The sequence below is a fragment of the Peribacillus sp. NPDC097197 genome (assembly GCF_050278025.1).
In the GTDB taxonomy this organism is placed as follows: domain Bacteria; phylum Bacillota; class Bacilli; order Bacillales; family DSM-1321; genus Peribacillus.
Genome location: NZ_JBNNST010000010.1, coordinates 62,293 through 75,680 on the forward strand (window position 1 = coordinate 62,293; position 13,388 = coordinate 75,680).

Consider the following 13,388-nt stretch of genomic DNA (forward strand, 5'->3'; position numbering starts at 1 on the left):
AAAATCCTCACAAGGAAGGGAGGATTTCAAAGATTTATTTATTGCGTAATTTTCCAAGTTCTTCTGCAATGGCTTCCATTTCACGGACACTAAAATTCGTTTTCTTCATGACCAAAGTATAAATATCATGAAGTTCTTCATACATTTCGATATCGAAATGGGTGGATTTTATCGCACCAAAGTTCATTACTCTTAATTTGTCCTTTATTGCTTCGACCATGTACTCGACGCTCTCTGCCGTATTCTGTGATAAATCCAATTCTATCATCCTTCCACACATTTCTAAATTATTTTTATCTTTGCATGATTGCCCTTATAAGTCAATGGGAATTCATGCAGATATATCTTGTGACTTCCTGCTTGGAAACGTTTTAAAGCGCTCTGGTTTGGGAAAAGATAAAAAAACTAGGTAGTAAAATAGTATAATGGAAATATACATTAATTAAAATATGCCAAGGAGGAGAATATATGAGTTCTGTTCGAGAAGAATATAGGAACGAAAAGAAAAGTAAGTTTATGCAAGCTGTTTTGATTGGGGCTTTGGCCGGTGCCGCGGTAAGTCTTTTTGATAAAAACACAAGAAAAACGGTGATCTCCAATAGTAAAAATGGTTTGACATGCATGAAGGAAATGATTCAGAATCCTTCTAACTTGTTAACGCAAGTACAGGAAACATCTTCGGAATTCCGTTCCACTGTCGAGAAGATTTCCAATGACGTCTCCTTCATTTCGAAAAGGGTCGAGGAGATGAAGAATATTCCCTCACAGGTTGCCAATGTCGTCATGGAAACGAAGGAAGCTTTTACTTCGGAAGATATGCACACGACGGCTGGTAAACAAGATTCAGAAAGACGGAGTCCTTTAAATTAGAATTGAGGTGAAGGGATGGCCAATAAAAAGGAATGGCTGAAATGGTCTTTCTATAGAAAGTTTATCAAGCAACTTCAGATAGATGAGGTAACGGGGCTTGCTGCCCAGCTATCCTTTTACTTTTTACTTTCCCTGTTTCCCTTACTTATTTTCCTTTTTACTTTATTGGCCTACCTGCCGTTTACTCAGGAGGATATTCTGAATCTGGTACGTTCTTACACGCCTGACGATTCCATGACGATCATCGAGGATACTTTGGGCGATGTGATGCAAACAAATGGCACGTTATTGTCGTTTGGTGTCATCGGGACGATTTGGTCGGCTTCTAACGGGATGAATGCCATTATTAAAGCCTTTAACCATGCTTATAGGGTAAAAGAAAACCGCCCCTTTTATATTTCCCGGGGAATGTCGATTCTTCTCACGTTTGCGATGATTTTCGTTTTTATTGTCGCATTATTGCTTCCTGTGTTCGGAAAACAGATTGGAATCTTCTTATTCGATGGAATGGGCCTTTCTGAGGAATTTTTGTCGATTTGGAATAGCCTCCGTTGGGTGATCAGTACGATCGTATTATTCATTGTGTTCACCATGTTGTATTGGCTGGCGCCAAACAAGCGGTTGAAATGTTTGACGGTCCTTCCAGGTTCCATTTTCACCACGGCTGGCTGGGCACTCGTTTCGTTGCTGTTTTCTTACTATGTAGAGAACTTCGGCAACTATACAGCTACATATGGCAGCCTTGGAGGCATCATCGTCCTGATGATCTGGTTTTACTTATCCGGGCTCATCATCATCGTCGGCGGAGAAATCAATGCTTTCCTCAGTAAAAAGGATCCAGGTTGTGATTGAACGTCCTTGAACCATTTAGGCGGCGAATCCGACGTTCATCTGGATATTTTGACTTTGGACGGGATAATCCGACGGTGAGCATGAATAATTCGACATTCAGAAGAATAATCCGACATTCAACCACATACGGCAATAGTTACCGGACTAGCTCAAGAACCTTCGACACACACTAATAATGAACACATCTTGTAAGTGGGGAGGGTTCATTCATGAGTAAGAAAGGGAAGCATAAAGGCAAAAAAGGGAACCACAAAACGTCAGGTTCCGCTAATGGAAAGAATGGCTATCACTAACTAGTTACAGGATACAATACAAGAAAAGGAAGCCTTCGTCGGGCTTCCTTTTCTTTAGTTCCTTAGTAACCGTAAGCTGTTTAGGATGACGAGAATCGTACTTCCTTCATGACCGATGACGCCAAATGGTAGGTCAAGGAATTGCAGGAAGTTGGATAAAATCAGAATCATGATGACCGAAATCGAGAAAATCACGTTCTGTTTGATGATTCGATTCATTTTCTTCGATAACTTAACGGCTTCCGCAATACGCGGAAGGTCATTCTTCATTAGTACGACATCTGCCGTTTCCAAGGCAACGTCGGTTCCTTCACCCATGGCGATCCCGACAGAAGCGGTAGCTAGTGCAGGTGCATCATTGATTCCATCTCCGACCATCGCTACTGTGCCGTATTGTTCTTTAAGTTTTTTCACTTCATTTACTTTCGTTTCAGGCAGGCATTCCGCAATATAATCATCGATATGGCTTTCGGAGGCAATCGCTTTTGCCGTATTGTGACTATCGCCAGTCAGCATGATGGTATGGATGCCTTCTTCTTTCAAGGCTTCGATGGCTTTAATCGTTTCTTCACGGACCACGTCTTTCAATGTAAGGATGCCGGCAATCCCTTTATCATCTCTTGCATACACAACGGTCTTTCCTTGTTCAGCCAGTGTTAGTGCAATACCATTCTGGAATCGTTCAGCTTCATTACGGCCGACGAAATCGGCTTTTCCGACTTGCCAAAGGACCCCGTTGAAATAGGCTTGCACGCCGTTACCAGAGATATCTTCCATGTCCTCGGGTTTGATGATTTCTCTTTCAATCTTCGTTTTAGCATAGCGGACAATGGAAGTCGCCAATGGATGGTTCGAATAATTTTCAACCGATGCAATATGGAATAGGAATTCTTCTTCGTTCAAATCTTCACGGATGATGACATCCGTCACTTCAGGTTTTCCTTTCGTCAAGGTACCCGTTTTATCCAAGGCGATGGCCTTCAGGTTACCTAAGTTCTCCAGGTGAACGCCACCTTTAAACAAGATGCCATGACGTGCGCCATTCGAAATGGCGGAAAGTGTGGCCGGCATGATGGAGGCGACCAGGGCACAAGGTGATGCGACAACAAGTAAGATCATGGCCCGGTAAAAGGTTTCGGTCCAGCTCCAACCGAGTGCGAAATGAGGAACGAACATCATCAAGGCTACGATGGTTAAGACGATTTTTACATATTTCCCTTCAAATTGTTCGATGAATAGTTGGGAAGGGGACTTTTCACTTTGGGCCGATTGAACAAGCGTAATGATTTTTTGAAAGAGCGTTTCGCTTGTTGGCTTCGTAATCTCCACATTGATCGTTCCACGCAGGTTCACGGTTCCGGCGAATACCTCATCGTCGATGGATTTACTGACGGGGATGGATTCACCTGTGATGGCTGCTTCATCGAGATTCGTACGCCCATCCGTGATTTTTCCGTCTGATGGCACTCTTTCACCTGGTTTAACCAAAATGGTATCGCCGACCGTCAAGTCAGAAATGGCCACGATTTCTTCATATCCATTCGTGATGCGGAGTGCTTCTTCCGGCTGCAGGTCCATGAGGGCCGAGATTTCCTTATGGCTTTTATTCATGGTGTAGGTTTCAAGCGCCCCGCTTAAGGCGAAGATGAAGATGAGAATCGCGCCTTCTGTCCAGTAGCCAATGATGGCGGATCCGATGGCTGCAAAGATCATCAACATTTCCACGTTCAGTTCTTTATCCGCGATGGTATCTTCAATGCCTTCCTTTGCTTTTGCATATCCACCGATCACAAAGGAGGCCAAATAGATGATGATGGATGGTGTTTCCATTCCGTTTTTAGATAACAGCCAACCTACCAGGATCAATACACCGCTTAGTAGGGCGGCAATCAGTTCAAGATGTGGCTTTGTTTTCTCGAGCCAAGAGGTGTTGCATTCAGTTGGCTGGGTCAATTGTTTAGTGTCTGTTGTCATTATGTTCCTCCTGTAATCTTCTCTCTATTGTTCGTAACTGATATTAATTATCATTTATAGGATATCTAATTGAGAAAGATAATCAGCGTCATCTTTCGGGTCGATATTTAGGGTCAATCAATGAATTGGTGATGAAATCAACGTTTTTTAAGCGTTTTTTATCATCTATTTCGTATGGTAGTATTATCTTAACACATATATTAGGAAAAAATAAAGAAGAATGATTCTAATCTAGGAAAAAATATAAATAAACAGTAAAGCTAATTTTAGGATATGTAAAGAGAATGAACCTGAATAATATAAGAGGGAATCAAGATACTACAAAACAATTAGATCCCGGTGGCAGACTGTTTTTCTTTGAAAAACATCAGCGCAAAGAAGATGAGCACTAGCATGATGCTGATTAGATAGAAAAAGCTTCCGCCTGGTAAGTGTTCGATGGCCAATCCACCGAAGTAGGGACCGGCGATGCTGCCCACGCTATAGAAAATGCTGCATAATAAATTTCCGGCCGGCATAAGATGGCGAGGCAGGATATCAGCCATATAGCTGATGCCAAGAGAGAACGTCGATCCTACCATCATTCCTCCCAACAAAAAACAGAAGAAGAGGCCGCTGACCAAAGGAGTAAGAAGCCCAGCCGCAGTAAAGATAAGGGACCCGGAAAAAATAATGACCAGCAAGATGTTCCTCCGACCGAAGCGATCACTCAACATACCCAAGGGAATCTGTGTGAGCAATGTACCGGCCGAGAAAGCAGGAATGATAATCGCTACGGCGGTCAGACTAATGCCGGAACGCAATGCAAAGACTGGAAAGTTGCTATTAAGAGATGCTTCAAGCACGCCAAAGGTGAATGGCAGTAAGAAGGCAACCCAGGCGATCCGGCTCACTTTCCAAAATCGCTTGAGCGTATCGAGGAAAGAGGTACTTTCGGTATCATCGTGTTCGGGAATTTCGTTCTTAATCAGGAAAACGGACATCCACGTAAGCAGGCTAAGAATGGAAGTGATGATGAAGGGCAAGGCTTGATTCACATCAAGCAACTTCGTCATAAGCGGTCCAATCATGAAGCCAAGGCTGAAAAATAAACCGTATATCGCGATATTCCTGCCCCTTTTCGCCAGGGGCGAAATGGCCGTTATCCATGTTTGGGTCGCAAAGTGTAACGTATGATCGCCGATTCCAATGAAAAATCGCAATATAAACCAAAACCAGAACGATTTCCAAAGCGGAAATAAGGCAAGCGAGAGAATGACCGTCAATCCACCAAACAAAATCAATGGTTTATAACCGAATCTACGGAGAGGCGCTTCCATAAAAGGTGAAATTAAAAGGATTCCAATATACAGGGAAGCGGCATGCAGTCCATTTAAAGAGGAGCTGAGTCCATCATGTTCGAAAATGACGGCGATGATCGGAAGAAGCATACCTTGTGAGAAACCGGATATGCCGACCATGAAGATTAATACAGGAATAAGCAGTTTTTGATTCATATTTTTCGTCTCCTATTTTATGTATACTAGTTGATGTTACATGGAAAGAAGAGGATTAAGCAATAGAAAATCGGGTAAATATGGACATGAAGAGGATTTAGAAAAAATTTATCTTTTTCATTTAAATAAAGAAATGTATGATTACTTTTGTTACATAATAAAATGGACATGAGAAGTGAGGGGAAGTTTCTTGGATAAAATATTTTTGGGGCTCGTCGTATTAGGGGTGCCTCTATCGTTCATTGGGTCTTTTCTCCATTGGCCTAGCGTCGTGATGTTCATCGTCTATTGCTTAACGATCATCGCGCTTGCAGGATTCATGGGCCGGGCGACAGAAAGCCTGGCGATTGTGATGGGACCGAGGATTGGCGGTTTACTGAACGCAACCTTTGGTAACGCCGTCGAGTTGATCATTTCGATCTTCTCATTAAAGGCTGGGTTGATTGGCGTCGTATTAGCATCTTTGACAGGATCGGTTTTAGGAAATTTATTGCTGGTCGCTGGACTATCTTTCTTTATCGGTGGGACGAAATACAAGCGTCAGAAATTCAATGTATTTGATGCGAGGCATAACGCAGGATTATTGATTTTTGCCGTCGTTGTCGCTTTTGTTATTCCTGAAGTGTTCTCTCAGAATATGAACGAAACAAGCACGATGTCGTTAAGTGTCGGGATTTCCGTTATTTTAATTTTATTATACTTAGCTGCCCTATTCTTTAAATTGGTGACACACCGCGGTGTATACCAACCAGCGGAAAAAAGAGAAGGGGAAGAACCCCATGAGGAAGAAGTTCCGGAATGGAGCAAGAAAAAGGCAATCATGGTTCTTGCCTTGGCCACCGTTGCAGTTGCTTTCGTATCGGAAAAACTGGTTCATACCTTCAGTGAAGTCGGGGAAACCTTCGGATGGACTGAATTATTCATCGGGGTCATTATCGTGGCCATCGTAGGAAATGCGGCTGAGCATGCATCCGCCGTCATCATGGCCTACAAAAACAAAATGGATGTTGCCGTCGAGATCGCCGTCGGTTCGACCTTGCAGGTAGCGATGTTCGTCGCACCGGTTCTTGTGTTGATCTCGTTAATGTTCTCAACGAATATGCCACTTGTCTTCACCTTGCCAGAGTTGATTTCAATGGTGACCGCTGTTCTCTTGATGATCATGATTTCGAATGATGGAGAGACGAACTGGTTTGAAGGGCTTACCCTATTGGCCGCTTATTTCATAATGGGAATTGGGTTTTATCTATTATAAACGTGGAAGGTCTTCCGTATCGGGAGGCCTTTTATTCATAAAAAGGCATACAAAAATGACTCTGCTGTGATTGAGACGTAGCAGAGTCATTTTTATAAAGGTATAGTACAATCCATAGATTCATCCAAAATCTTTCATCATGCTTCTGTTAAAGTAAAAAGATACTTCTGTTAAAGTTGTGAAATATTCTAGAGTGTTACACCGTCCTTTCGCATAGTGAATTTAAGTAGTGGCGAATACGTTTTCTGTCATCCTTTTAAAGGGCATCGTAGATTGAATCGATAAGCATACCTCCTGAATGGTATTAGGTATGAACGTTTTCGCCTCCTTTTTATAAGGTAGGTTAAGTATACTCCATCTTTAAAGAAAAGTAAATATTCAGAACTTTACAAATATGTTACAAAATAGACTTCCACCCACCATGTATAGAATGTTGAATAGAAACAAAATCTATAAACAAAAGATGGAACCCTTTAAAGGAGACGACAGCATGAGACGACTTATTCTTATCACATTGATTACAGTAGTGGCTTTCATTCAGACGAATGCAGGTGTGGGAGCGGAAGACAAACAAACTCGGAACAAGGTGAATATCCCGCCTTCCGTTTTAAATGTCGCCAAGGAAAATACGTATCCGAACCCGACTCAAGATCTGCCAATGCTTCAGGCAAGCAAATTTGCCCAACAATTGATTGATTCATCGGATATAAAAATTGAAAATCCAGAACTCATTCATATGCTGAATGAATCAGCGATAGCGAAAGCGCCACTTGCCTTTGGATATAGAGCGACGATTTACCTTGGCCATTGGGCATTGAATTATGAATCGTTGGAGACATCCCCTAATTGGGAGTATCAAAAGATCAACATGAACTACTATGATAATCGCGGCGGCGAGGTTCCATACCGGATCCGCTATGTCCAAGAAAGTCAAAAGGAAGTGACCGGGGGCTTGACCGCGAAAATTCCAAAGGCTGAAGATGTCCAGAAAATGATGCTGCTAAAAGCAACGGAAAAGACGAATTTGCCACTCGCTTTTAAAACCATCATCGGAGCCGGGACAAAAAAGGATGAAGTATACAATATTGCTTCCAACCGGATTGGTTATTTATCCAGCTATGCATCTGCCGTCAATGAAAAAGGGAAGGTCACCTATGGGGAAGTGTATCTGAACTTGAGGGGGAATAAGCGCACGATTGTGATTAAAAACATCACCTCGCAAGGCATCGGTGCATGGATACCCGTTCAGGACCACGTATCCTTCAGCTTTACGGTTACACAACAGCCAAGATAAAAAAAACTCGCCGGTTTGGCGAGTTTCTTTTTATATAAGGGACTTTCTCGTTTTGAAGTCCTCTTTTGGATAGTAGGCATTTTTGACAAGGACGTTAGGTCCAAGGCATTTGACCGCCGGACAGTGGCAATTCAATTCATTGGCCAGTTTTGAATTCATCCATGTTTCATACGATTCAGTCAGTGGCTGATCTTGGATGTTCCCCAATGTTGGAGCATCGCCGAAGTCGGTCACGATGACCTCCCCGGTAAAGATGTTGACGTTCAGGCGGGATCGTCCATCCGGGTCATTGCGAACTGTCACTTTTTTTGAGCTATAAAGGCGCTTTAAAAGTTCAAGGTCTTCTGGATGGGCATTACAAGGATAGAATGGTAGCGTTCCGAACAGCATCCAGACATTTTCGTCCCGGATATCAAGCAGATGATGAATGGCTTCGCGCATTTTTTCCAATGATAATGTTTCAAGGGCCGAAGCAAAATCACTAGGGTACATCGGATGGATTTCGTGGCGCTGACAGCCCATTTCCTCGACAATCTGTTTATGGATATGCGCAAGATGGGGCAGTGTGCTTTTATTCAGCATCGTTTCAGCCGAAACCAACACACCGGCCTTTGTAAGGGCACGGGAATTTTCAATCATTTTATCGAATAATTTCTTCCGCTGTTCACGGGTAGGTTTACGATCCATCATGGCAAAGCCGACATCAATGAATTCATCAATCGTTCCCCAGTTATGTGAAATGTGAAGGACATCCAAATACGGGATGATTTCTTCATATCTTTCCAAGTCAAGCGTCAAGTTGGAATTCATTTGGGTGCGAACGCCACGGCTACGCGCATATTTCAATAGAGGCAAGACATAATTCTTCACTTGTTTTCTTGAAAGCATCGGTTCGCCGCCTGTTATGCTAAGCGAGCGGAGCGATGGGATTTCGTCAAGGCGCTGAATCAATAATTCCAAAGGAAGAGCATCGGGATCTTTCGGTTGCAGTGTGTAACCGACTGCACAATGTTCACAACGCATGTTGCAAAGGGTTGTGGTTGTGAATTCCACATTGGTAAGAGTGAGCTTTCCATATTGATCGACGTCCATATATGCTTCCCAAGGATCATACTTGGGTGTAATTGGTGTTAAGAGATCTTGCTTCAGTATAGACATGTTTAAAACTCCTTACGTAATAATGCACTAACCCATTATGAACAATGGGAACAAAAATTGTCAAATGGCGAACCCCGGACAATAGCTTACCATTGCACTTTGGAGCATTTTTCGTTACGATGGAAGGAAGAACAGAAGGAGAGTGCCTCATGGGAAAATCCATTACAGATAAAAACGACCAATTATCCTATCTTAAGGAACGCCTAACGATGTTCGTGGAGGTTCTGGACCATATCGAACCCGAGAGTACAGACCTGGAAGACATCGACCGTCTAATCGGCATGCTAGATGATCTTGAAGATAAAGTGCAACAATTCAAAACTCGTTCAGAAGAATAATACCTGTACGATACTATGATTTTTTAAATATGAATATGCTCAAAAGGGATGACGGGATAAATCGTCGTCCCTTTTTATATGCCATTTTTTATGAAGGAAAATGAATTACTTGTTTTCGAAAGATTATGGAAGATGTATAATAAAACGGGTGTCAAGTCATGACTACTTTTGTCGTGATATATCTAGGGGATTAAGAGGGGGAAGAGAAATTTGGATATTCAGAAATTCCAAGAAAGCATGTACAGTCTTATCGTTGAAACTTCAACGAATCTTCCAAAGGATGTTCGTCGTGCGGTCAAGAGCGCGAAACAACGTGAAAATGCAGGTACGCGTTCAGCATTGAGCCTAGCGACCATCACGAACAATATTACAATGGCTGACGACAATGTATCTCCGATTTGCCAGGATACAGGTCTACCGACTTTTAAAATAAAAACTCCTGTTGGTGTGAACCAACTTGAAATAAAAGAAGCAATCCGCAATGCCCTTATTTTAGCGACAAAGGCCGGCAAGCTTCGTCCAAATGCTGTCGACTCTTTGACAGGCAAAAACAGCGGGGACAACCTTGGGGAAGGTCTACCTGTCATGAAATTCGATCAATGGGAAGAAGATTATATTGATGTGCGCCTGATCTTGAAAGGTGGCGGCTGCGAAAATAAAAATATCCAATATAGCCTACCAATGGAGCTTGAAGGATTAGGGAAAGCGGGCCGTGATTTGGACGGGATCCGTAAATGCATCCTTCATTCTGTCTATCAAGCACAAGGTCAAGGCTGCAGTGCCGGGTTCATCGGTGTCGGTATCGGGGGAGACCGTTCATCCGGATATGACTTGGCTAAAGCGCAACTTTTCCGTAGCAATGAAGATGTGAACCCGAATGAAGATCTTCGCAAGCTAGAAGAGTATATTATGGAAAAAGCGAATGAACTTGGAATCGGAACAATGGGCTTCGGCGGCGAAACGACATTACTTGGCTGTAAAATCGGCGTCATGCATCGCATTCCTGCAAGCTTCTTCGTATCAGTTGCATACAACTGTTGGGCTTTCCGCCGCTTAGGTGTGAAAGTAAACCCGGAAACCGGTGCAATCAACGAATGGTTGTATCAAGAAGGCGAGAAAATCGACTTTGCTCGTGAAGCTGAAAAAGCAGCACGTGAAGAAGTGGCCGTCTCTATCGAAACAGACGTGGAAGCACCACGTGAAATCACGCTTCAAGCACCAATCACGGAAGAGCAAATCCGTGCGCTTCAAGTCGGGGACGTCGTCCACATTAACGGCAGAATGTACACAGGCCGTGACGCCATCCATAAGCACTTGTCTGAAAACCCTTCACCAATTGATCTTGATGGCCAGATCATCTACCATTGCGGACCGGTTATGCTGAAGGATGAAGAAGGCAAATGGCATGTGAAAGCAGCCGGACCGACAACAAGTATCCGTGAAGAACCGTACCAAGGCGATATCATGAAACGTTTCGGTATCCGCGCGGTCATCGGGAAAGGCGGCATGGGACCAAAAACGTTGGAAGCCCTGAGTGAACATGGCGGCGTTTACCTTAACGCAATCGGCGGAGCGGCTCAATACTACGCAGACTGCATTAAATCGGTGGAAGGCGTGAACTTCACTGAATTCGGCATTCCTGAAGCCATGTGGCATCTTAACGTCGAAGGCTTCACTGCCGTCGTGACGATGGATTCACACGGAAACAGCCTACACAAAGATGTTCAACAATCATCATTGGACAAACTGTCTCAATTCAAAGAACCCGTATTCAAGTAATAGAAAAAAGACGCTCGCCGATTTGGCTGAGCGTCTTTTTAATTACTCTTCCTTTCTGGGATTGGCATCAGACGTTAACTCTGGTTCTATTTCAGTTGCAGACTCAAGCTCCGGTTCCGTTATAGAAGCAGATTCTTGAAAAGACTCAGATTCCGCTTCAGGTTCAAGAAAGGGATCGATTCGTGAAATGTCACTCGAATCAAACCCACTTCTCACAAAATAGACAAACACTCCTGCACCAAGCGCGAGACAACCGATAAACCCCATCGTAATCAACCATTCCAGCATGACATACGCCCCCCTTTTCTTATGTATATGAAAAAAAGGGCGATTATTACCTGAAAGGAGTACAAACTAACGGAATTTACGGAACATATATTAGAAGGGAAAGGAGGGGATTTTATGCAGAACAATTACTTCCTATACTTCATCGCCTTGTTGACAGGTTTTGCGTTCATTCTTCTTCCTGTGGCAGGCACGATTTTCTCCGGTCTAGGAACATTCCTAGTCGTTATCGGAATCGTCATCGTCCTTGTTTTTGCCATCGCCATCATTTGGCAGGCAGCACAGGCATTATTCAAAGGATAAACAGACTTCAGGGGCCTATCCCAATTTTGGGACAGGCCTTTTTTTGTGAGGATTTTATACATAAGAAGTGGGAATTCGACTGTTACGGCGATTAATTCGACGGTGGGCAAGCGGAAATCGACTTTCAGGGAGATAATTCGACCGTCAACCGAGATAAATCGACGATTACCTCATTTGAAGCTGGCCACCGGTGTGGGAATTCGACTGTTACGACGATTAATTCGACGGTGGGCAAGCGGAAATCGACTTTCAGGGCGATAATGCGACCGATAACCGGGATAAATCGACGTTTGAAGCTGGCAGCCGGTGCAAGGAATTCGACTGTCGCGACGACTAATTCGACGGTGGACAAGCGGAACTCGACTTTCAGGGCAATAATTCGACCGTCAACCGGGATAAATCGACGTTCACCCCATTTGAAGCTGGCCACCGGTGCAGGAATTCGACCACTCGAGTAGATAATTCAACCACGGTGAGCCATAATTCGACCACGAGCAAGATTAATTCAACCACAAATGAGAATAATTCAGCCACACACAAAATCGTGCATATAAATCCTTCCGTTTCAAACACTAAGAAAAAGGAAAATGGGGGACGATTCAATGAAAAAGATGGCGATGATGTCGGCTATTCTCTGTTTACTCTGGTCTTTGGCGAGCCCGGCTTTTGCAGAGTCCTATAATTGGGGCTTCAATAAAGGGAAAAACGGAACTCCGGCGGATGCGGGTAAAAATTTCAATGAGATGCTGCCTAAATATGAGGCGATTTATAAAGGGGATACCTCGAAAAAGGATATTTACCTAACATTCGATAATGGGTATGAAAATGGCTATACGGCGCAGATTTTAGATGTGCTAAAAAAACATAAGGCACCGGGGGCTTTTTTCGTCACCGGCCATTATTTAAAGACGGCGCCTGAACTTGTCGTCCGGATGGCGAATGAAGGCCATATTGTCGGAAACCATTCATGGAACCACCCAGACATGACGAGCGTGACAGACGGAGTCATCCGCACCGAGTTACTTCGGGTCAAGGATGCGACGGAAAAATTGACGGGGCAAAAAGGGATGAATTATTTGCGACCGCCGCGTGGGGTTTTTAACGAACGGACGATGAAAATTGCCCAGCAAGAAGGCTACTACCATATTTTTTGGTCGCTTGCTTACAAGGACTGGGTCGTCGATCAACAACGTGGAGCGGCTTTCGCCCATGATGAAGTCATGAAACAGATCCATCCGGGAGCGATTTTACTGTTGCATACGGTTTCAAAAGATAATGCTGAAGCACTCGATTCGATTCTGACGGATCTTGAGAAACAAGGGTACACATTCAAAAGCCTGGATGATTTAATGATAGAAAAACAACTGCCGAACAGGATGTTGTATTAATAGGAAAGGCGGAACCTGACTAGGGAAATCAGGTTCCGCTTTTTGCCATTATCCTCAATAACAAGTAATATTTTCGAAAACATGCTATAATACCTGGAAAACT

15 protein-coding genes are annotated in these 13,388 nt (G+C 43.5%); 8 read left to right on the forward strand and 7 right to left on the reverse strand.

The features are described from left to right. Positions 1-34: 34 nt before the first annotated feature. Complete coding sequence (locus tag ACQKL6_RS14270; RefSeq protein WP_402871786.1) at positions 35-259, reverse strand: DUF1128 domain-containing protein; 225 nt, start codon at positions 257-259, stop codon at positions 35-37. 209 nt (positions 260-468) lie between these two features. Here ACQKL6_RS14270 and ACQKL6_RS14275 point away from each other — a divergent pair, with 209 nt between their 5' ends. After that, positions 469-870 (forward strand): YtxH domain-containing protein, encoded by a 402-nt coding sequence (locus ACQKL6_RS14275; protein ID WP_402958929.1) that lies wholly within the window; start codon positions 469-471, stop codon positions 868-870. Positions 871-885: 15 nt separating this feature from the next. Then, complete coding sequence (locus ACQKL6_RS14280) at positions 886-1,722, forward strand: YihY/virulence factor BrkB family protein (RefSeq protein ID WP_402871780.1); 837 nt, start codon at positions 886-888, stop codon at positions 1,720-1,722. 347 nt (positions 1,723-2,069) lie between these two features. Here the strand turns inward: ACQKL6_RS14280 and ACQKL6_RS14285 are convergent, their stop codons facing one another. Further along, on the reverse strand, positions 2,070-3,989 hold the full coding sequence (locus tag ACQKL6_RS14285; RefSeq protein WP_427591593.1) for a heavy metal translocating P-type ATPase: 1,920 nt from the start codon (positions 3,987-3,989) through the stop codon (positions 2,070-2,072). A gap of 329 nt (positions 3,990-4,318) precedes the next feature. Beyond that, the gene (locus ACQKL6_RS14290; protein WP_402989121.1) at positions 4,319-5,485 is read right to left on the reverse strand and encodes an MFS transporter; all 1,167 of its coding nucleotides are present in this window, start codon (positions 5,483-5,485) and stop codon (positions 4,319-4,321) included. 190 nt (positions 5,486-5,675) lie between these two features. On the opposite strand from ACQKL6_RS14290, the gene cax reads away from it, so the two are divergent. Continuing rightward, entirely contained in the window at positions 5,676-6,740 is a 1,065-nt protein-coding gene (cax, locus tag ACQKL6_RS14295) for a calcium/proton exchanger (RefSeq protein WP_402871770.1), read from the forward strand. Positions 6,741-7,230: 490 nt separating this feature from the next. Further along, positions 7,231-8,034, forward strand: a complete 804-nt coding sequence (locus tag ACQKL6_RS14300; RefSeq protein ID WP_402871767.1) for a YfkD famly protein — start codon at positions 7,231-7,233, stop codon at positions 8,032-8,034. 30 nt (positions 8,035-8,064) lie between these two features. Here the strand turns inward: ACQKL6_RS14300 and yfkAB are convergent, their stop codons facing one another. After that, entirely contained in the window at positions 8,065-9,186 is a 1,122-nt protein-coding gene (gene yfkAB, locus ACQKL6_RS14305; RefSeq protein WP_402872303.1) for a radical SAM/CxCxxxxC motif protein YfkAB, read from the reverse strand. A 155-nt stretch (positions 9,187-9,341) separates the two neighbouring features. Here yfkAB and ACQKL6_RS14310 point away from each other — a divergent pair, with 155 nt between their 5' ends. Both ACQKL6_RS14310 and ACQKL6_RS14315 read left to right on the forward strand, forming a co-directional pair. Next, positions 9,342-9,530 (forward strand): SE1561 family protein, encoded by a 189-nt coding sequence (locus tag ACQKL6_RS14310; RefSeq protein ID WP_402871764.1) that lies wholly within the window; start codon positions 9,342-9,344, stop codon positions 9,528-9,530. A gap of 210 nt (positions 9,531-9,740) precedes the next feature. Beyond that, positions 9,741-11,309 carry a fumarate hydratase gene (locus tag ACQKL6_RS14315; protein ID WP_402989112.1) on the forward strand — a complete coding sequence of 523 codons (1,569 nt, stop codon included), beginning with the start codon at positions 9,741-9,743 and terminating at the stop codon, positions 11,307-11,309. A 42-nt stretch (positions 11,310-11,351) separates the two neighbouring features. Here ACQKL6_RS14315 and ACQKL6_RS14320 read toward each other — a convergent pair whose 3' ends face one another. Beyond that, on the reverse strand, positions 11,352-11,597 hold the full coding sequence (locus tag ACQKL6_RS14320; RefSeq protein ID WP_427651327.1) for a hypothetical protein: 246 nt from the start codon (positions 11,595-11,597) through the stop codon (positions 11,352-11,354). A 114-nt stretch (positions 11,598-11,711) separates the two neighbouring features. Here ACQKL6_RS14320 and ACQKL6_RS14325 point away from each other — a divergent pair, with 114 nt between their 5' ends. Beyond that, the gene (locus ACQKL6_RS14325) at positions 11,712-11,897 is read left to right on the forward strand and encodes a hypothetical protein (protein WP_402871756.1); all 186 of its coding nucleotides are present in this window, start codon (positions 11,712-11,714) and stop codon (positions 11,895-11,897) included. A 124-nt stretch (positions 11,898-12,021) separates the two neighbouring features. On the opposite strand, the gene ACQKL6_RS14330 is transcribed toward ACQKL6_RS14325, so the two are convergent. After that, positions 12,022-12,249, reverse strand: a complete 228-nt coding sequence (locus tag ACQKL6_RS14330) for a hypothetical protein (protein ID WP_402989104.1) — start codon at positions 12,247-12,249, stop codon at positions 12,022-12,024. A 14-nt stretch (positions 12,250-12,263) separates the two neighbouring features. Then, a complete protein-coding gene (locus ACQKL6_RS14335; protein WP_402989101.1) occupies positions 12,264-12,431 on the reverse strand; it encodes a hypothetical protein in 168 nt (55 codons plus the stop codon). Positions 12,432-12,508: 77 nt separating this feature from the next. Between ACQKL6_RS14335 and pdaA the strand changes: the two genes are divergently transcribed. Next, positions 12,509-13,285 (forward strand): delta-lactam-biosynthetic de-N-acetylase, encoded by a 777-nt coding sequence (gene pdaA, locus ACQKL6_RS14340; protein WP_402989407.1) that lies wholly within the window; start codon positions 12,509-12,511, stop codon positions 13,283-13,285. Positions 13,286-13,388 lie beyond the last annotated feature (103 nt).

Bases quoted from the DNA above. Each gene is read 5' to 3' on its own strand.
- ACQKL6_RS14290 (WP_402989121.1), bottom strand. From the start codon at position 5,485: ATGAATCAAAAACTGCTTATTCCTGTATTAATCTTCATGGTCGGCATA.
- ACQKL6_RS14275 (WP_402958929.1), top strand. From the start codon at position 469: ATGAGTTCTGTTCGAGAAGAATATAGGAACGAAAAGAAAAGTAAGTTT.
- ACQKL6_RS14285 (WP_427591593.1), bottom strand. From the start codon at position 3,989: ATGACAACAGACACTAAACAATTGACCCAGCCAACTGAATGCAACACC.
- ACQKL6_RS14310 (WP_402871764.1), top strand. From the start codon at position 9,342: ATGGGAAAATCCATTACAGATAAAAACGACCAATTATCCTATCTTAAG.
- ACQKL6_RS14280 (WP_402871780.1), top strand. From the start codon at position 886: ATGGCCAATAAAAAGGAATGGCTGAAATGGTCTTTCTATAGAAAGTTT.
- ACQKL6_RS14325 (WP_402871756.1), top strand. From the start codon at position 11,712: ATGCAGAACAATTACTTCCTATACTTCATCGCCTTGTTGACAGGTTTT.
- ACQKL6_RS14300 (WP_402871767.1), top strand. From the start codon at position 7,231: ATGAGACGACTTATTCTTATCACATTGATTACAGTAGTGGCTTTCATT.
- pdaA (WP_402989407.1), top strand. From the start codon at position 12,509: ATGGCGATGATGTCGGCTATTCTCTGTTTACTCTGGTCTTTGGCGAGC.
- ACQKL6_RS14320 (WP_427651327.1), bottom strand. From the start codon at position 11,597: ATGCTGGAATGGTTGATTACGATGGGGTTTATCGGTTGTCTCGCGCTT.